The following is a 17470-nucleotide window of genomic DNA, read 5'->3' as shown; positions in this document are numbered from 1 at the left end:
CTGGGGTTTTCTGGGGTTTGCGCAGTCGTCTAGCTCCCCCTCAGGTGCAGCTAGACGATCAGCTAGTGGGCTTCACATTTCCCCAGGTCATGTTGAACATGATGGTCATTATGCGCCTGATCGTCTTGTTGGCCTTGCGGCGAGCTAGACGATCAGCGAACACTAGACTGCGGCCGGAGTCTTCTTCGACTGTCGCAGCACCATCACCGAGCCGAGCAGGCCCAGCAGCAGGAACAGCGCAGAGAACCCGATCGACCAGGCGGCGGCCTCGGCGAACCCGCTGGACAGCTGCTGAACAACCACACTGCGGGCGTCGCCGAGGGGTGCGGTGAAGGGGTCGGTGGGGGTGGCGTCGCGAAGTTGCCCGATCATCGAGCCCGCGGATGCCTGGGTGGCCTCGGACAGTTTGGACAGCACATTCTCGGACACCCCGGCGACGGACTCGAGCGAGGACGGGATGGTGCGCGCCATCGCCGCTGCCAGGGCAGACCCGGCGATCGCGGCGCCCATGGCGGAGCCGAGTTGGCGCACCGTGGACTGGGTGGCCGAGCCCGCGCCCGACTGCGCTTCGGGGATGCCGGCGAGCACCGTCGAGGTCAACTGTGCGGACGCAAGGCCGAGCCCTACGCCGTAGACCACGAGTGCGCCGACGGTGAACCAGGTGGAGCCTTGCGTTGCGACGACCCCCGCCAACAGCCCAACACCAACCACCTCAAGCGCAAGACCAAGCACGACGACACCCGGCGCGCCGAGCCGAGCCGCGAGGTGGCGTGCGGAAGCGCCGGAGACGAACGCGCCGAATGCCATCGCGGCAAGGACAAGGCCGGTGCGCACGGTGGAAAGTCCCACGGCGTTGACCAGGAACAACGGCAGGACAAACATGAGGGCGAACTCGCCGACGGCAACCATGGCGGCGGTGAGGTTGCCCCAGGAGAAGGTGCCGACCTTGAACAGGGAGAGATCCAGAAGCGCATCGCGGCCGTTGCGAGCACGGTGCAGTTCCCAGCGCAGGAACAAGCCGATGAAGATCAGGCCGATACCGATAGCGAACGGCACGGGCGAGATCGTCCAACTCTCCGGCCAAGACCAGGAGCCGATGCGCAAGGTTTCTTTCTTCTCCCACCAGCCGAGCGTGGTCGCCTCGATGAGCCCGAACACGACAAGCCCGAAGCCGATGGCGGAGGTGAGCAGGCCGTCGACGTCGACACCCCGGACGTTGCGTTTACCGTGGGTTTGCGGCACCCAGGCGTAAATACCCAGTAACACCAGCAGGCCGAGCGGCAGGTTGACCCAAAAGATCCACTGCCAGGAGAAGTACTGTGTGAGCACCCCACCGAGCAGCGGGCCGAGCGCCGCCGTACCGCTCATCACGGCGCCCCACACACCGAACGCGGCGGCACGATCCTTGCCGTGGAAGAGCGAATTTACCGACGACAACGTCGCCGGCAGCACCAATGCACCACCGACGCCTTGGACGGCGCGGGCTGTGATCAGGGTGGTTGCGGTCGTCGATAAGCCTGCAAGCAACGAGCCACCAATGAACAGCGCAACGCCTGCGGCGAACGTGGTGCGGCGGCCGACGCGATCACCGAGGCGACCGGAGCCGAGCAGCAACGCCGCGAAGATGACGTTGTAGATCGCGTTGACCCACTGCGCGTTGGTGAGGCTGAGGTCGAGGGCGGTGATCATCGTGGGCAGGGCGACGCCAACGATGGTGCCGTCCATGACAATCAGCGCCAGCCCTGCGGCGAGGACCGCGAGGGCCTTCCACCGGCCGGGGTGTTCGGTTGTTGTGTTTGGGGTGTGCACTGTAGTCACGGGGTTCCTTTCGACCTTCACGACAGTAGGCCTGGGAACCACCGGGATTCATCAACCGATCGGTCGAAAAAATGCACACCCTTTCGGTTTAGAAGTAGTGCTTGTACAGGTAAAACCCAACAGCGCCGAGGCCGGTAAGCACCAGCAGAATGCTCGGCACGATGATCGCAAGCGGCGAGGTGCTCGAGGACTTCGCCGAGCCGTCTTCCTTCCCAGTCGGGATCTCCAGCGATTCCGTGATGGTTGTCGGCGCGCTCGTACTCTTATCGACGACCGACCCCTCCGGAATTTCCACCACCGTAGTAGCCGCTGCCGTGGTGGTCGGTGCAGCCTCCGACGGCTTCGTGGTCGGCGTTACCTTGGTGGTCGACGTCTTGGTCGACAACCGCGGCGTCGAAGACGGTGCAACATCAGACGGACGCGAGGTCGTGGTCACCGTGGACTCTGCCGACGGAGTTGTCGCAGACGTACTTGCCTTCTTAGTGGAAGTAGACGGTGCAACCTCAGACGACTTCGTGGGCGGCGTAACCTTCGTCGCCCGAGTCACAGTGGTCGGCGTGGCCTTGGTGGTCGACGTCTTGGTCGAGAACCGCGGAGTCGTAGACGGCGTGACAGCAGACGTACGCGGGGTCGTGGTCACTGTGGTTTCCTTCGACGACGTTGCCTGCTTGGTCGTGGTTGCCTTCTCCGTCGTCGTAGACGGTGCAACCTCCGACAACTTCGTGGTCGTGGTGACCTTCGTCGCCTGGGTCTGCGTAGTTGGCGTGGGCCTCAGCGTCGGGGACGTGGTCGATGTCCGCGAGGTCGTAGAGGTCGTAGAGGTCGTCGTCGGCGCAGACGTAGTTGCCTTCGCGGTCGTGGTGGAACGAGGCGTCGTCACCTCGGGCTTGGTGGTTACCTCAGACGTCGGCTCCGGCACCTGCGTTGGCTCCGGCTCGAGTTCGGGTTTGGTCGTAGGAGTTGCCGTCGGGGTTACTGACTCCTCCGGCTCGAGCGTGGCATCCGGGTGCTGCGCCTTGAACTCCTCAAGATTGTTCTGGGCAGCCTGCAAGACGCTCCAGGCAGCATCCGCAGCTGCCTCGGCTTCGTCGATGCCTTCGCCCCTTTTCTGCGCTGCCTTAACTGCCTCATCAGCAGCCACGTACTGATGCTCCGCTTCCTTCACCGCATCCAACGCTTCCTGCAGGGTGGTCGGCTTCGGCAGTTCCTCGACGGGAGCGACCTGGGTGGTCTCCTCGGGAGCCAGCTCCGCAGAGGTGGGTTCCTCAACCACGACAGTTTCGATCACCGTCGTCTCGGTGGTCGGCTCCTCACTGGTCGGCTCCTCGGTGGTCGTTGTGGCCGGGACCGTCGTGATGACGGTGCTGATCTCAGGCGTGGACGGCTCCGGAACCACAGGTGCGGGCTCAGACGTCGTTGGCTCAACCGGCACCGGCGCAGGCTTCGAGGTCGAAGGCTCAACCGGCGCAGGTGCAGCAGTCGTGCTCGGCTTCGGCGGGCGGCCGCCGTACTGCTTAAGGTTGTTGTGCTGGATCAGCACCTGTGCGTCCAGGGCCTGCGGGGTGGTCGCAGATTTGCCACGATTGTTGCCCACCTTCATAAGGGCGCCGTCGCACGAGTGGGCAAGGCCCATAGCGTGGCCGATCTCGTGGGCGAGGGTCATGGTGATGCTCGGTTCGTGTCCTCCACGGATCGTCGCCGGATTGATGAGCACCTTCATGTCGTGCACGTTGCCGGTGACGCGACCTACGGAGCCGCCGAGGTTAGCCTCCTGGACGGTGACGACTTTGTAGCCGGGTTTGTCCACGTACTCGAAACGCACGAGTTCATTGGTGGCCTTGCGCCATTCGGCGGTGGCGCGGTTGATGTGCGGCTTCAGGTGATCCGGCGCGTAAAGGTACAGGGTATTTTCGACGAGGGCGTTTTCGTTGTCGCTAAACACGAAGCGGTCCATGTGCGGGATCGGCGCGCCCCTCTTCGCAGCAGCAGTGGCTTCCTTGCACTCACGGCTGAGTGGGTCGATATCGACGTGAGCGTGGGCGGTTGCAGGAGCTACGACACCGCCTGCGATCACAGCGGATGCACAGGCGGTGGCGATCAGATGTCTATAATTCACGAACTAAGGGAACATCATTCTCAGCCGTAAATCAAGTCGGGTGTCCTAGATAAGACGACGGCGCGCGAACGCGTATACGCCGGCACCCAAAACGGATGCGAGCAGCAGCGCGAACAGTGCGCGCACGAGGGTGTTAGAGCCGGTTTCGGCGGCGAGGCCGCGCTGGGCGGTCGCGGCGGTGTCGGCGGCGGCTGCGTCAACGGTCTCGGCACCGCCACGCTCGGCGGCATACGGGGCAGCCGGGGCGACGTCGACGTTCAGGTCGCCGGCAGCGCGAGCGGCCTCGATACCCTGGCGCGCGATTTCGCCAGCAAACTTTGCGACGAGCCCATCACTCAACGCAATCTCCTCCGGCGTGACATCCGAGTTCACGCGCAGGACATCGGCGACGAAGGTGTGACCGTTTTTGTTCAGGAAGTAGGTCACGCCGTCCAGGGTGGCCACTGGCGGGAACTTGACCAAACCGTTGGCAACCGGGTCCGGGTTGGCCGGGTCGACGTTGTCGGCGCCAAGCGGCTTCTCAGCCGGGGCCTGGGTGGCCTCGCCGCCAGACTGCGCCTCAGCCTTCTCCTCTTCAGAGAGCTCCGGGGCGGGAGCGGGTGCCGGTGCCTGCACAGAAGTCTGGGCGTCGCGGATGACGCCGGTGTCGATGAGGCCGGCCACGGCGGCGTCGACAATTGCAACTGCCTTCTCCTGCTGTGCGGAGTCGAGCTGCGCGAACGGCTTGAGCGCCTCCTGCGCGTCAGGCACGTAGTGGGTGCCTTCCTCGTTGAGGAAGTAGGTTTCGCCGCGCGCGTCCTTGGTTTCCTTGGGCAGGTCCTGCGCGTTGGCGTTTGTCATCGGCAGGGCGGCCAGGGCGAGAGCGCCAGCGGCGGCTGCGGCGAGAAGGCGGTTCATTGTGGTCTCCTGAAGTTGAGAAAGTCTAAAGTTCAACTTGAAGTCTACAGTGCCTTGACAGTTTTTACACCAGTCACACGAGAAACTTTTGTCACAATTTGACAAACGGGCGCGACAACGCACCAGAAATCAACGTGGCTGGAAGACGGTTTCCACCTCGTCGTCAGTAGCGGTGCCCTCGAGCTGCCACCCCACCACCGCATTGCGCACCGAGTTGGCCAGCAGGTTCGACGGCTGCACACAACTGATGGTCAGCAGCCTGCCCGGCATCGGCCCGTCACCCCAGATCTCCGGGTTGGAGGCAAGCGACTTCTTGTCAGGATCGTGCAGATCAGTCGCGCGGTACACCAGCCAGTCCTGCCCGGAGGTTTCGGTGCGCACGTAGAGGTAGTCGCCGACGGCAACGTTGTGGTGCTCGGTGGTGCCGTCGTAAAGCTTGTTAAACACCGCGCTCACCCCCGCACCCGTGTGACCCGCGATGACCACAAGATCCTTCGCATCCGTGCCCGGCAGCGCGTACGGGTACCCCTCCCCCGTCAGCGCACACGCCTTATCCAGGCTCTTCGGATCGATCGCGCCATCGACCACCCGGCAATCCTCGGCCTCAAACCCGGCGCGCATCCCCAACACCGGCACAACCATCTCCACCGGCCGTCCCGCTGGAATCTGCGCAGCTGCTTCTCGACGAACCGACGTCTCCGACGACGTCTCTTCCGTGGTGGGGGTTTCGGGGGAAGGCGTGGTGTCGTCGAAAAGCAATATGCGCACGACGAACACAACGATGAGCAGCGCGACAATGCGGCGCACATGATAAACCCAGCGAGGAGTGGACGTCACGGGCGCTATCATACGAGCCATGGAGAATGTCCAAGTCACTGAAGTCCCTGCAGGCGCGCAACTTATCGACGTCCGCGAGGCCGACGAATACGCCGCCGTCCGCGCAACCGGCGCCAAGAACATTCCGCTGTCCGAGTTCGTGGCACGCTACAGCGAAATCGACCCGGATCAGGACATCTACCTGATCTGCAAGGGCGGCGGCCGCAGCGCACAGGCCGGCGAATACCTCGAGCAAGCCCTCGGCTGGGACGGCATTTACAACGTCGCGGGCGGCACCACCGCCTGGGTCGAACAAGGTTTGCCGCACGAAAATTAGGCCGTCCCAACCATTGGGACGCCGCAGGGAAGTATGGTGGGGGTATGTCGACGCTTCCTGAACTGCCCTCTGCTCTTCTGAAGTCTCCCCACTTCCAGATCGAACGCGTGCGCAGGCACACCAAGGACGAAGTCGAACGCACCCTGGCCAAGCACGACACCACCATGCGCGAGTACTGGGTGCTGTCCTGCGTGGACGTTGCTCCAATGTCGCAGCGCCAACTGTCCGAACTGCTGATCATCGACGCCTCCGACATGGTGCGGCTCATCGACTCGCTGGAGAAACTCGGCTGGGTCACCCGCGACCGCGACCCGAAAGACCGTCGCCGCCAGATCGTCGCCGCGACCAAGAAGGGCACGAAGGCGCTGGCCAAACTTGGCGACGACGTGGTTGCAGCCGAGGAGCGCGCACTCGAAGCGTCGTCCCAGAAGCAGCTGAAGAACCTGAAGAAGCTGTCGCAAGCGCTCGAGACGGAATAGCCGTGTAGTCGCCGTGTAGTCGAGCGATGCGCCCCGGATAGGTTTAACCTAATCCGCATGGTTCAAGCCGAGCCCCTTCCCAACCCGCTCCTGCGCAGCCACCTCGCCCCGCCGGAGCGGACACTTATTGATGTCCTTTTCGCCTCCGCCGAAGCCCACCCCGGCGCGGCGGCCATCGACGACGGCGAAGTAATCACGTACGCCGAACTCGTCGAAGAAATCGAACAACGCGCCACCGCCATGCGCACCCAGGGTGTGCCGTACCGGGGCCGCGTCGGCATCCGGATGACGTCCGGCACCCGCGAGCTCTACCTCGCAATCTTGTCGACGATGCGCGCCGGCTGCGCCTACGTCCCCGTCGACGCGGACGACCCGGACGAGCGCGCCGAAACCGTGTTCACCGAAGCGGACGTGGACGCCATCTGGACCGACGAGGGCCTGCGGATGGTGAAGGCGCCGGTTGGTGGTGGTGTGTTGGGCGGCGAGCTTGGCGCGCTTGCAACAGTCACCCCCGACGACGACTGCTGGATCATCTTCACCTCCGGCTCCACCGGCAAACCAAAGGGCGTAGCGGTGACCCACCGCTCGGCCGCCGCCTTCGTGGATGCGGAGGCGCGCCTGTTCTGCCAGGACGAACCGCTCGGGCCCGACGACCGCGTGCTTGCGGGCTTGTCGGTGGCGTTCGACGCGTCCTGCGAAGAGATGTGGCTGGCCTGGCGCCACGGGGCATGTTTGGTGCCGGCCCCGCGCGCGCTAGTGCGCTCGGGTCAGGACTTGGGCCCGTGGCTGATCCGTCGCGACATCACGGTCGTCTCCACCGTGCCCACCCTTGCTGGGCTGTGGCCGAAGGAAGCCCTGGACAACATTCGCCTGCTCATCGTGGGTGGTGAGGCCTGCTCCCAGGAACTGACCGACCGGCTGGCAGACGGCCGCGAGATGTGGAACACCTACGGTCCCACCGAGGCGACCGTGGTGGCCAGCGCAACCCGGCTCTTCCCCGGCAAGCCTGTGACCATCGGTTGGCCGCTGGATGGTTGGGACCTCGCCATCGCAAGCGACGGCGAGGGAGAACCAGGTGAGTTGATCATCGGCGGCGTAGGTCTCGCGCGCTACCTCGACCCGGAGAAAGACGCGGAGAAGTACGCCCCCATGGGTGATTGGGAGCGCGCGTACCGCACCGGCGACCACGTGCGGCTCACCGAGGATGGCCTGGCGTTTATCGGCCGTGCCGACGACCAGGTGAAAATCGGCGGGCGCCGCATCGAGCTCGGCGAGGTGGAGGCCAACGTGGCGGCGCTCGACGGCGTGTATAACTCCGCCGTCGCCGTACAAACGCTGCCCGCAGGCGACAAGGTGCTCGTCGGCTATGTCTCCCCCGACGACGGCGTTTCGTTGGACGTGCAGCAGATGCGCGAGCGCCTCGCCGAGGTCATGCCGGCCGCGCTCGTGCCGCGCATCCACGTGATGGACGAACTACCGATCCGCACCTCCGGCAAGGTGGACAAGAAAGCCCTGCCGTGGCCGCTGCCCGCCAGCGTGGATGCGGTCGGCATGACGCCGACCGAGCAGTGGGTCGCTGAAGCATGGGTGGCGGTGCTCGGCCTGGACGTGCCGGGCAAGGATGCGGATTTCTTTGAGTTAGGTGGGTCGTCGCTAGCTGCCGCCTCGCTCATCGCGCGTCTGCGCGAGCGCGTGCCCACCATCGCGGTGCGCGACCTCTACGACCACCCGAGGTTGGAAACGCTTGCATCGCTTATCGACGACCTCACCCACACCACCAAAACCTCCACCCGCGAACGTTCTGTGGCTCCTGTGACCGGCGCGACCCGGCTGGCGCAGACGCTGCTCATGGTGCCGGTGATGACGCTGAAGGCGTCGGCGGCGGTGACGTGGGTGGCGATCGTCGCAAATGTGCTGGGCCTGACCACGCTGTCGTGGACCTGGCTCGCGGTGGCGTTTGCGGTGCTGTGCACGCCGTTGGGGCGGATCCCAATCGGCGCGCTCGGGGCGCGTGCGATCCGGGGCCGGATCGCGCCCGGCGTGTACCCGCGCGGCGGTTCGCAGCATTTGCGGCTGTGGGCCGCGGAGCGGTGGCTGGCTGCCTCGGGTGCAATGAACATCGCGAGTGCGAACGCCGCCAAGGTCACCGCCCGACTGCTTGGCAACACGGTGGGCAAGGACGTAGATATGCACGCGTTCGCGCCGGTGACCGGTCTTGCCTCCATCGGCGAGGGCGCAGCCATCGAGCCCGGCGTCGACCTCGGCGGAACCTGGCTCGACGGCGACGAACTGCACGTCGGCACCGTGGTCATCGGCCCCGACGCCCGCGTGGGCGCACGCTCCACACTGATGCCCGGCACCGAAGTCCGCGAGGGCGCCCACGTGGAGGCGGGCTCCACCGTCACCGGCGACAAACCGGTGAAGAAGCACGCCCGCTGGGCCGGCTCGCCTGCGCGGAAAAAGGGCCGGTCCAAGCACCGCTTCCCCAACGAACGCCCGCCGCGCCGCCCCATGTGGGCGCTTGCGTACGGACTGACCTCCCTGGTGTTGTCGGTGCTGCCCGCCCTGGCTGTGCTCGGCGGTGCGGCGGCGACGCTCGGTCTGGCGCGCCTGTTTGAGACCCGCTCCGTGTGGGGCCTGCTGGTCTTCGCGCCCGTCGGTGGCGTGGTCTACATCGGCCTCGGACTCACCCTGACCTGGGCCGGCGTGCGCCTCGCGCAACTTGGTGTCCAACCCGGCGTGTTCCCCGTCCGGTCGCTTCGCGGCTGGAGCCTATGGACCGTCACCCGCCTCATGGACGACGCCCGTACCCGCTACTTCCCCATCTACGCCGGCGCCGCCACCCCCGTCTGGCTGCGCCTGCTCGGCGCCGACATCGGCGAGCACGCAGAAGTGTCCACCGCGGTCATGGTGCCGAAACTCACCGAAGTCCGCGAAGGCGCATTTCTTGCCGACGACACCCTCGCCGGCGGCTACGAAATCGGCGGAGGTTGGATCCGGACCGACCACGCCGTCGTGGGTAAGCGGTCGTTCGTGGGCAACTCCGGCATGGTCGCCCCGGGCCGCAAACTGGCCAAACACTCCCTGGTGGCGGTGCTGTCCGCGAGCCCGAAGAAGTCCAAGGCGCACTCGAACTGGTGGGGATCCCCGCCCGAGCGCATGCGCCGCGTGGAAGTCGAAGCCGCAGGTGAAGCGACGTACGAACCGGCGAAGGGGTTGGTGCGCAGGCGTGGTGTCGTCGAGACGATGCGCCTTCTGGCGCCCATGACCCAGGCGGTACTCGCGGCCCTGTTCGCGGCTTGCGTGGTGACGTTGCTTGAGCGCGTCGGCTGGTGGACGTACCTGCTCGGCGGGCTTACCTGGATGGGCGTGGGCGTCGTCGCGGTGGCCTCCGCCGTGGTGGCGAAGTGGGTCCTCGTGGGCAAACACCGCGCCGGCGAACACCCGCTGTACTCGTGGTTCGTGTGGTTTAACGAACTGCAAGACCAGTTCATCGAAGTCATCGCTGCGCCTTGGTTCTTCAACTGGGCCACCGGCTCCGGCGAAATGAATCTCGCGCTACGGGCCCTGGGCGTGAAAATTGGGCCCGGCGCGTGGGTGGAGTCCTACTGGTTCCCCGAAACCGACCTGTGCTCCGTCGGCGCCGGCGCCACCGTCGGCCCAGGCACCGTCGTGCAAACGCACCTGTTCCAGGACCGCGTGATGTCGTTGGACGCCGTCACCATCGAGGCGTCGGCCACCCTCGGCGCCCACTCCGTCTCCCTGCCGGGCTCCGTCATCGGCGCCGGCGCCACCGTGGGCCCCGGTTCGCTGGTCATGCGTGGCGACTCCGTCCCCACCAACACCGTCTGGCAAGGCAACCCCGTCGAGCCGCGGTAGCCGGTGGTGCGCCCTTCCAGGCCACACTAACGACATCTAGCAGCGGAACGGCCCTGCCGTTCAGGTTAGATCCACGGGCGATCGTGATCCTTCGCCGTTCGTAGATTTCCCTCACCCAAGCAGATACTTCTTTTACGGAAGGAGATCGGAGTCCGTTCAAGGTTGAAAACGAACCGAGAAGGACGACTCGTCGGGTAGAACCAGGCCTCAGGAGGTTCGGAAATCTCAACAGACCATCCAGGGCTCTCCCCAGGGAAGCGTTCGGAGTACGTCATCTCAGCAGCAGCTCGAATGACACGATCCCAATCTGCATCTCCAGTCGTATCCGGTTCACGGTGCGCCGCTATGAACTCCTTGTGATCTTTAATATCCCGGGTCTCTGACACAACACGCTTCAGCACACGCACCACAAAAGAGGAATCATTCTCGGCAGCAAGTTCACATTGCACCCATTGTGCAAAGCGTTCATAGGTATAAAACTGATCCACTTGCGCCTCCTTCCTCAATTCGAGCCTTCGGCTTCAATTATGCCCCACTAGCGCCTCTGCGTACAGACCAAACTCGACTGCCATGCAGCGATGCCGACCAATCGGCTGCACCGTACCTCCCTCGCAAATGTCGTTACCGGGATGTCGTTCGTGCCACTTCAACCCCGCACCAACGAATTCCTGGTAACGACTTCTAGCAGCCGAAACGCGCCGCATGAATACAAAGCGAACACCCCAGTTCACAAAACTAGACAGACTGGTGTACTTTTACCGAACCAAGCGGTATCCGCCGCCGTAGTTTTACAAAAGAAAGTTCACTGTCATGTCACTCTTCCCGTCCCGCAACACCCGCAAGGGCCTCGCAGCCAGCGCCGCCGTGGTCCTCGCCGCCATTACCCTCACCGCCTGCTCCGCGGAGTCCGGCGATACCGACGCCACGAACGGCGCGGAGCCGGCAGCGGGTTTCCGCGACGTGGCCACGATCCAGGAGGCCGGCTCGGTGAAGATCGGCGTGTTCTCGGACAAGTCCCCGTTCGGCTACGTGGATTCGAACGGCGAGTTCGCCGGTTACGACATCGAGTACGGCAATCGTTTGGGCGAGGACCTGGGCGTAAACGTCGAGTATGTGCCGGTGGAGGCTGCCTCGCGTGTGGAGTTCCTGGACCCGAACAAGGTCGACATCATCCTGGCTAACTTCACGGTGACCCCGGAGCGCCAGGAGAAGGTGGATTACGCCAACCCGTACATGAAGGTGTCGTTGGGTGCGGTTACCCCGGACAATGCGCCGATCGATAGCGTGGAGGGGCTTGAGGGCAAGAACGTGATCGTCGTTAAGGGCACGACCGCGGAGGCGTACCTGGAGAAGAACCACCCGGAGATCAAGCTGACCAAGTTTGAGCAGTACACCGAGGCGACGAACGCGCTTCTCGACGGCCGCGGCGACGCCTGGGTCACCGACAACACGGAGGCTCTCGCATGGGCTGGTAAGACCGATGGTTTCTCCGCGACGATCCCGACGCTGGGTGAGACGGACACCATCGCGGGCGCGGTGGCGAAGGGTAACGACGACCTGCGCGAATGGATGAACAACGAACTCGTCGATCTCGGCAAGGAGAACTTCTTCCACAACGCATACGAGAAGACCCTGAAGCCGGTGTACGGCGACGCGGTTTCCGCGGACGACCTGGTCGTTGAGGGCGGCCAGCTCTAACTCATGGACGTTTCGGTCATTACCGAGAACATCCCGGTTTATGCTTCGGCGGCAGTCCTCACGGTGAGGGTTGCCGCCAAAGGCATTGTGCTCGCCTTTATCGTTGGCGCGCTGGTGGCCGGGGTGCGGTTTTTCAAGGTGCCCGTGCTGAGCCAGATCGCGCGGGTGTACATCGAGCTCTCGCGCAACACTCCCCTGCTGGTGCAATTGTTCTTCCTGTACTTCGGCCTGCCCAAGATGGGCGTCGTGCTGGAGAGCGAGACCTGCGCCGTGGTGGGCTTGGCCTTCCTGGGTGGCTCGTACATGGCGGAGGCGATCCGCGCTGGCCTGGAGGGGGTCGCCCCGATTCAGTTGCAGTCCAGTTTAAGCCTGGGTATGTCGCGGATGCAGGCGCTGCGTCACGTTGTCGCGCCGCAGGCCACGGCGCTTGCGCTGCCGGCGATTACGGCGAACATCATCTTCCTGATCAAGGAGACCTCGGTGGTCAGCATCGTGGCACTGCCGGATTTGGTCTACACCGCCAAGGAGCAGATCGGCCAGACCTACGAAACGCGCGAGGCGTTGCTGCTTTTGGTCACGTTCTACCTGATCATTTTGCTGCCGGTTTCGCTCATCGCGGGACAACTGGAGAAGAAGGTGCGTGCGAATGTTTTCTGATCTGCAAGTCCTCGCCGACGGCAACAACTTCCAACGCCTCCTGATGGGCCTTGGCGTGTCCATCCAGATCGCGCTTGCGTCGATGGGTTTGTCGATTGTGTTGGGGACGCTGTTGGGGGTGGTGATGTCGTCGCCAAGCAAAATTGTTCGCGTGATCACCCAGACCTACCTGCAGTTTGTGCGCATCATGCCACAGTTGGTGCTGCTGTTTCTGGTGTACTTCGACGCCACGCGCGCGTGGGGACTGAACCTGGATGCGCGGGTGGCGGCGGTGATCGTGTTCACGCTGTGGGGCACGGCTGAACTCGGCGATCTGGTGCGCGCCGCCATCGAGTCGGTGCCGCGCCACCAGTACCTCTCTGCGGCGGCGCTGGGCATTGAGGGGCGCGCGCTTTATCGTCACGTTGTGCTGCCGCAGGCGCTGCGCGGTCTAATTCCCGCGACGATCAACCTGACCAACCGCATGATCATGACCACCTCGCTCGTCGCGCTGATTGGCGTGGTGGAGGTGCTCAAGGTGGCGCAGCAAATCATCGATGCCAACCGTTTCGAATACCCGTCCGCCGCCCTGTGGATCTACGGCGTGGTGTTCCTGCTGTATTTTCTCGTCTGTTTTCCCATCTCGCTCGCCGCGCGCAAGCTGGAAGAAAGGTGGAGCTAGATGTCGCTTATCTCGCTCGAGCATGTCCCCAAGACGTACCCCAACGGGCACAAGGCGCTTAACGACGTCACCCTGTCCGTCAACCCCGGCGAAGTCCTCGCCATTATCGGCCCGTCCGGCTGCGGCAAGTCCACACTCCTGCGCACCGTCAACGGGTTGGAGTCGGTGGATTCCGGCCAGATTCTGGTCAACGGCCGAGACGTCACGTCGAGTGCCACCAAACTCAAGGACGTCCGCTCCGACGTTGGCATGGTGTTCCAGTCCTACGACCTGTTCCCGCACCTGACCGTGATGGAGAACCTGTTGCTCGCTCCGAAGGTGGTCAAGGGCGCGGACAAGGATGAGGCCCGCTCGCGGGCGGTGGCGCTGCTCGAACGCGTGGGGCTTGCCGCCAAGGCTGACGCTCGCCCGCGCGAACTTTCCGGTGGTCAGAAGCAGCGCGTGGCCATCGTGCGTGCGCTGATGATGCAGCCGAAGGCATTGCTTCTCGACGAAATCACCGCCTCCCTCGACCCCGAAATCGTCCGCGAAGTTCTCGACGTGGTGGTTGGCCTCGCCCGGGACGGCATGACCATGATCGTGGTCACCCACGAAATGGCGTTCGCCCGCGCCGTTGCCGACCACATCGCGTTTATGGACGCCGGCCGCATCGTCGAGATCGCCCCACCCGAGGAGTTCTTCGCCGCCCCGAAGTCCGAACGCGCGCAACGCTTCCTGGACCAGTTGGTGTTTTAGGCGGTTGCGGGCTGGGTCATAAACTGTTTGATGCCTCTAATCGGTAGCAAGAGATGTAACGGTTGCTCCGGCATCTCCTGAAATTCTGCGTACTGCATGTAGAACCGTTTCGCGTGTTCATCCAACGTGTGTACAACCACTGCCGCGGCTCCAATTTCTCCAGCCACAGTGAAGCACCGCGCTAGAGCGTCTCTCAGCAGCGCTTTCCCAACTCCTTTCCCCTGCGCATTCACATCTACCGCCAACCGCGCGAGAATTAACACTGGGATCGGATCGGGACGCCCCTTGGCAAACGCTTCTGGCGCGGCTCCAGCAACCATCCCACCCGTACAGACCGCATAGTACCCAGCGACGCGGTCATTCCACTTGGAAACGTAAACAACACAGTTGTGTGCCCGTTGATTCTGCATGGCGTAGCGGCGAAACCACACATCGAGCGAAACCTCACCACAATGAAAACTCGAACGATCATCCGCCTTAACAAGTTTCCGAGGCGGCTGAAGCACACCGTCAGTCGCCAAATTGAAACTCCTTGCCAAATGGAGTCTCCTCAGCGAAAAGTTTGCCAAGCTTAGAGAAGTCGGCCGGCTGGTCGAGAAGTTCCTCAACACGAGAGAAACCTTCTTCCCCCAACACAAAAAGTCGCTGATCAGCAAGTACCATCAATGCGCGCTCCACGGCACTGTCGAGCACAAACTGTGACACCGAAGTGTTTGTCACCTCAGCGGCCCTGCGGAAAAACTCCTCTTGGTGTGCGGATGTACGCAAGTTCAAGCGCCGGTCTTTAACTGCCATTTCAAACTCCTTAAAGCGATGTACTCACAATGTACTCACGATCGATGTCGATAGCAAGAGTGTTTAGAAAGGAGGAAATGGTAGCGGTGTGGTGAGTATCCGGTAGCGCTGTTTGCGACCGCGGTTTGCGCCGTCGGTCTTCGGCGCGTCGGAGATTGTCAGGAAATTCGTGCGTGAGGTGGCTTGTGTCAATCACGAGACAACGGGCGCAGCCGCTCTCACTCACGAGGCTTTTCTCCCCTGCGGTGGAATCCTCTCCGGCAGCTGCTCCTCAACGACTGCCCCGAATAGCACTTCCAGAGTTTTCCCTGTCGTGAGCTTCCTCTGTTGATACGCGTTGAGCACTGCACTGCGATACAGAGGAGGAACTACATCCGGTTCTTTAACCATCGGGATTGCAAAACCAGCGTTTTGAAATTCTTGACTATCGGGCTTGCATTCCACCTCCAACGCATAGGTTTCATCGGTGATAACACCAAGGTTTGCAAGATGCCCAAGCGTCGCGCTCCAACTCACACCACACTGAGAAGAAACTGCCATCGCGAGCGCTCTCCTGTCTGCGTGCTTCGCCTCCATCCGTTCTACAAAGGAGCGCGGCATCAGCAGATGCGCAGCGAACGAATTCATAGCGCGTTCGACAGCTCCGTGTCCGCAACCAGTTCCGAAAGACGTGCGATACACCCAGTGGCCGAGTGTCAGACGCGGGTTTTTGGTACCGGTGTTCCGGAGACCCGGTACTACCGTGTTCCGGGTAGTTGGTACCGGGGCCGGGCCGACGGAGTCGGCCCGGCTGTTTGCTTTATTCGTCCGGATCTATTGGGGCGGTGGCCTTGCGCATGTCGAAGTCTCCGATGCGGATTCGGTGGCCGTTGTTGAGGCGGCTAACGAGTGAATCGGCTCCGACTCTGTCGGGGAGGGCTTCGACCCAGTAGGCGGCGGCCGATTGGGAGGAGATCAGTGTTGGGAGCCGACCGTCGCGGTCGAATATGATTTTGCTCAGGTCTTCTTGCCCACGCTGGTTGATGCTCATGGTCATAAAATCATCGATGATAAGGACATCGACATTGATCAGTTTCCGCATCTTATCGAGGTAGTTTTGATCAGTCGGTGAGAAGACCGCCAACATGTCTACGAGTTGGTCCAGCCGGTAGTAGGCCACGGAGTATCCGGCTTGACATGCGGCGACGCCGATGGCGCAGACTATGTATGTTTTCCCTGTTCCGGTCGGTGCGAGGATGTGAATGTTGGTCGGGTTTTCCCGCCAGTTCGTCGCCGCGATTCGTTTCAGTTGGCGCATGTTGATGCCGCGTTGTTCTGCCCGGGTGACTTCAGCAAGGCTCGCATCCGGGTATCGGAATTGTGCCTGGGTGATGGCTTTGGCGATGTTGCGTTGTTGCCGTTGTGTGTAGGCCTCTTCGACTGCTGCGAGGAAGATGTCCTCTGGTAGCGCATCCGCGTAGGCCTCGTCGTTGACAATCTCGTAGAAGACATCAGCGAAGGTCGATACGCGAAGCTTTCGCATTTTTGCCCGTACTGTTTCGTCATTGATGTTGCTCATGGTTAACACTCCTTCTAGTTTTCGTAGTGGTCAGCAGGCCGAATAAAGACGGCATCAGCTGCGTCGCCGGTAAGCGGGGCGCTTGGGCGTTGTTGGTTCTTCGTCGCGGGCTGTGTCTTTCGCCCTGGTGCAGCAGGGTGCTGCTGAGCGTGCGCAATGTCAGTCTGGATGCGTTTGATCACAGCCATAGTTGGAGCCAGCTTCTTTTCTAAGACCTGCTGGCATGCTGGTTCGAGGGTGGCTTTGCTGTGCTTTTTGCCCAGGTTGGCCAGCACGTTGCGAGCCTGGAGGAGTCCGCGGGGGATGGCGGCACTATTACGGTCGAGGATCATCGCTATGACCGTGTGCGTTGCGCAACCAAACGATGATGCCCAGGCCAGCAGTTCGTCGCGGGTGAGCGCCTTGTGGCCTTCATCGTCACCACTTGGCCCATGATTGGGATCAGTGGAGTACCGGTACTTAAATCCGTGAAGACGTGTGTGTTCAGCAACAAGCTGATCCCCGTTGAAGATGCTCACCAGTTGCGGGGTGAGCCTGACTGTTACTGATTCTCCTACCAGCTGAAATGGCACCGAGTAGTACTGGTAGTCACAGGTGATGTGCCAATTACGGTCGACTTTGCACCGCTTGTAGGACACTTCCGTAAACGGTGTCGGCGGCAGGTCGCGCATCATTGGTGCTTCTTCTTGCTCGAAGCGCATGCGCCGTGTTGTGCCATCAGCCCGCGTCATTGCACTGTTGATATCGGCAAGACGGTCAGCGATCGCTTCATTGAGTTCATCGAGGTTGTAGAAGACCTCGTCGCTGAAGTATCCGAGTATTTTGGTGTAGGCGATTTTCACAGCACGCTCTACTGCCGCTTTGTCGCGGGGCCTGCCAGGCCTCGTCGGCACAATCGTGACCCCGTAGTAGTCGGCAAACGCTGAGTAGCGGTCAGTGACCATCCGGTAGCCTGAATGCTTCTTCGGCCGGTAGGTCGCCGTAGAGGCAGGTCAAGTCCCGTGTAGTGGTGTAGCCGTTTGTG

Annotated in this window: 17 protein-coding genes; 7 read left to right on the top strand and 10 right to left on the bottom strand. The window is 62.6% G+C overall.

What is annotated here, in order from left to right; translation table 11 throughout:
• Nucleotides 1-162 precede the first annotated feature (162 nt).
• The 4 genes from HMPREF2690_RS07610 to HMPREF2690_RS07595 all read right to left on the bottom strand — a co-directional run bounded on the left by HMPREF2690_RS07610 (nt 163) and on the right by HMPREF2690_RS07595 (nt 5668).
• Nucleotides 163-1818: an MFS transporter gene (locus tag HMPREF2690_RS07610; RefSeq protein WP_070820567.1), complete on the bottom strand. Its 1656-nt coding sequence runs from the start codon at nt 1816-1818 to the stop codon at nt 163-165.
• An 88-nt stretch (nt 1819-1906) separates the two neighbouring features.
• Nucleotides 1907-3934 carry a hypothetical protein gene (locus tag HMPREF2690_RS07605; RefSeq protein ID WP_141761220.1) on the bottom strand — a complete coding sequence of 676 codons (2028 nt, stop codon included), beginning with the start codon at nt 3932-3934 and terminating at the stop codon, nt 1907-1909.
• 45 nt (nt 3935-3979) lie between these two features.
• Nucleotides 3980-4831 carry a hypothetical protein gene (locus HMPREF2690_RS07600; RefSeq protein ID WP_070422471.1) on the bottom strand — a complete coding sequence of 284 codons (852 nt, stop codon included), beginning with the start codon at nt 4829-4831 and terminating at the stop codon, nt 3980-3982.
• A 129-nt stretch (nt 4832-4960) separates the two neighbouring features.
• Nucleotides 4961-5668, bottom strand: coding sequence for a sortase family protein (locus HMPREF2690_RS07595; protein WP_246815330.1), 708 nt, complete (start codon nt 5666-5668; stop codon nt 4961-4963).
• A gap of 19 nt (nt 5669-5687) precedes the next feature.
• On the opposite strand from HMPREF2690_RS07595, the gene HMPREF2690_RS07590 reads away from it, so the two are divergent.
• The 3 genes from HMPREF2690_RS07590 to HMPREF2690_RS07580 are packed head-to-tail and all read left to right on the top strand — an operon-like array spanning nt 5688 to nt 10342.
• Entirely contained in the window at nt 5688-5984 is a 297-nt protein-coding gene (locus tag HMPREF2690_RS07590; protein ID WP_070422470.1) for a rhodanese-like domain-containing protein, read from the top strand.
• Between the two features lie 44 nt (nt 5985-6028).
• Nucleotides 6029-6463 (top strand): MarR family winged helix-turn-helix transcriptional regulator, encoded by a 435-nt coding sequence (locus tag HMPREF2690_RS07585; protein WP_070422469.1) that lies wholly within the window; start codon nt 6029-6031, stop codon nt 6461-6463.
• A gap of 57 nt (nt 6464-6520) precedes the next feature.
• Nucleotides 6521-10342 (top strand): Pls/PosA family non-ribosomal peptide synthetase, encoded by a 3822-nt coding sequence (locus HMPREF2690_RS07580; protein ID WP_070820565.1) that lies wholly within the window; start codon nt 6521-6523, stop codon nt 10340-10342.
• 65 nt (nt 10343-10407) lie between these two features.
• On the opposite strand, the gene HMPREF2690_RS11950 is transcribed toward HMPREF2690_RS07580, so the two are convergent.
• A complete protein-coding gene (locus HMPREF2690_RS11950) occupies nt 10408-10830 on the bottom strand; it encodes a hypothetical protein (protein ID WP_141761219.1) in 423 nt (140 codons plus the stop codon).
• Between the two features lie 322 nt (nt 10831-11152).
• Here HMPREF2690_RS11950 and HMPREF2690_RS07575 point away from each other — a divergent pair, with 322 nt between their 5' ends.
• The 4 genes from HMPREF2690_RS07575 to HMPREF2690_RS07560 are packed head-to-tail and all read left to right on the top strand — an operon-like array spanning nt 11153 to nt 14093.
• A complete protein-coding gene (locus HMPREF2690_RS07575) occupies nt 11153-12040 on the top strand; it encodes a transporter substrate-binding domain-containing protein (protein ID WP_070820564.1) in 888 nt (295 codons plus the stop codon).
• 3 nt (nt 12041-12043) lie between these two features.
• Nucleotides 12044-12697: an amino acid ABC transporter permease gene (locus tag HMPREF2690_RS07570; protein ID WP_070569174.1), complete on the top strand. Its 654-nt coding sequence runs from the start codon at nt 12044-12046 to the stop codon at nt 12695-12697.
• Nucleotides 12687-13358, top strand: a complete 672-nt coding sequence (locus HMPREF2690_RS07565; protein ID WP_070422464.1) for an amino acid ABC transporter permease — start codon at nt 12687-12689, stop codon at nt 13356-13358. The genes HMPREF2690_RS07570 and HMPREF2690_RS07565 overlap by 11 nt, the downstream gene beginning before the upstream one ends.
• Entirely contained in the window at nt 13359-14093 is a 735-nt protein-coding gene (locus HMPREF2690_RS07560) for an amino acid ABC transporter ATP-binding protein (protein WP_070422463.1), read from the top strand.
• On the opposite strand, the gene HMPREF2690_RS07555 is transcribed toward HMPREF2690_RS07560, so the two are convergent.
• The 5 genes from HMPREF2690_RS07555 to HMPREF2690_RS07535 all read right to left on the bottom strand — a co-directional run bounded on the left by HMPREF2690_RS07555 (nt 14090) and on the right by HMPREF2690_RS07535 (nt 17390).
• Nucleotides 14090-14614, bottom strand: coding sequence for a GNAT family N-acetyltransferase (locus tag HMPREF2690_RS07555; protein WP_070422462.1), 525 nt, complete (start codon nt 14612-14614; stop codon nt 14090-14092). The genes HMPREF2690_RS07560 and HMPREF2690_RS07555 overlap by 4 nt on opposite strands.
• Nucleotides 14604-14888 carry a type II toxin-antitoxin system TacA family antitoxin gene (locus HMPREF2690_RS07550; RefSeq protein WP_070422461.1) on the bottom strand — a complete coding sequence of 95 codons (285 nt, stop codon included), beginning with the start codon at nt 14886-14888 and terminating at the stop codon, nt 14604-14606. Before HMPREF2690_RS07550 ends, HMPREF2690_RS07555 begins: the two co-directional genes overlap by 11 nt.
• Before the next feature lie 222 nt (nt 14889-15110).
• Nucleotides 15111-15515, bottom strand: a complete 405-nt coding sequence (locus tag HMPREF2690_RS07545; protein WP_070422460.1) for an ImmA/IrrE family metallo-endopeptidase — start codon at nt 15513-15515, stop codon at nt 15111-15113.
• Between the two features lie 172 nt (nt 15516-15687).
• Nucleotides 15688-16446: an ATP-binding protein gene (locus tag HMPREF2690_RS07540; RefSeq protein ID WP_070820563.1), complete on the bottom strand. Its 759-nt coding sequence runs from the start codon at nt 16444-16446 to the stop codon at nt 15688-15690.
• A gap of 14 nt (nt 16447-16460) precedes the next feature.
• The gene (locus tag HMPREF2690_RS07535; RefSeq protein ID WP_246819528.1) at nt 16461-17390 is read right to left on the bottom strand and encodes a Mu transposase domain-containing protein; all 930 of its coding nucleotides are present in this window, start codon (nt 17388-17390) and stop codon (nt 16461-16463) included.
• Nucleotides 17391-17470: the final 80 nt, after the last annotated feature.

The organism is Corynebacterium sp. HMSC034E11 (assembly GCF_001835905.1).
Taxonomy (GTDB): Bacteria; Actinomycetota; Actinomycetes; order Mycobacteriales; family Mycobacteriaceae; genus Corynebacterium; species Corynebacterium coyleae.
This window is presented reverse-complemented; position numbering and strand designations above follow the sequence as displayed.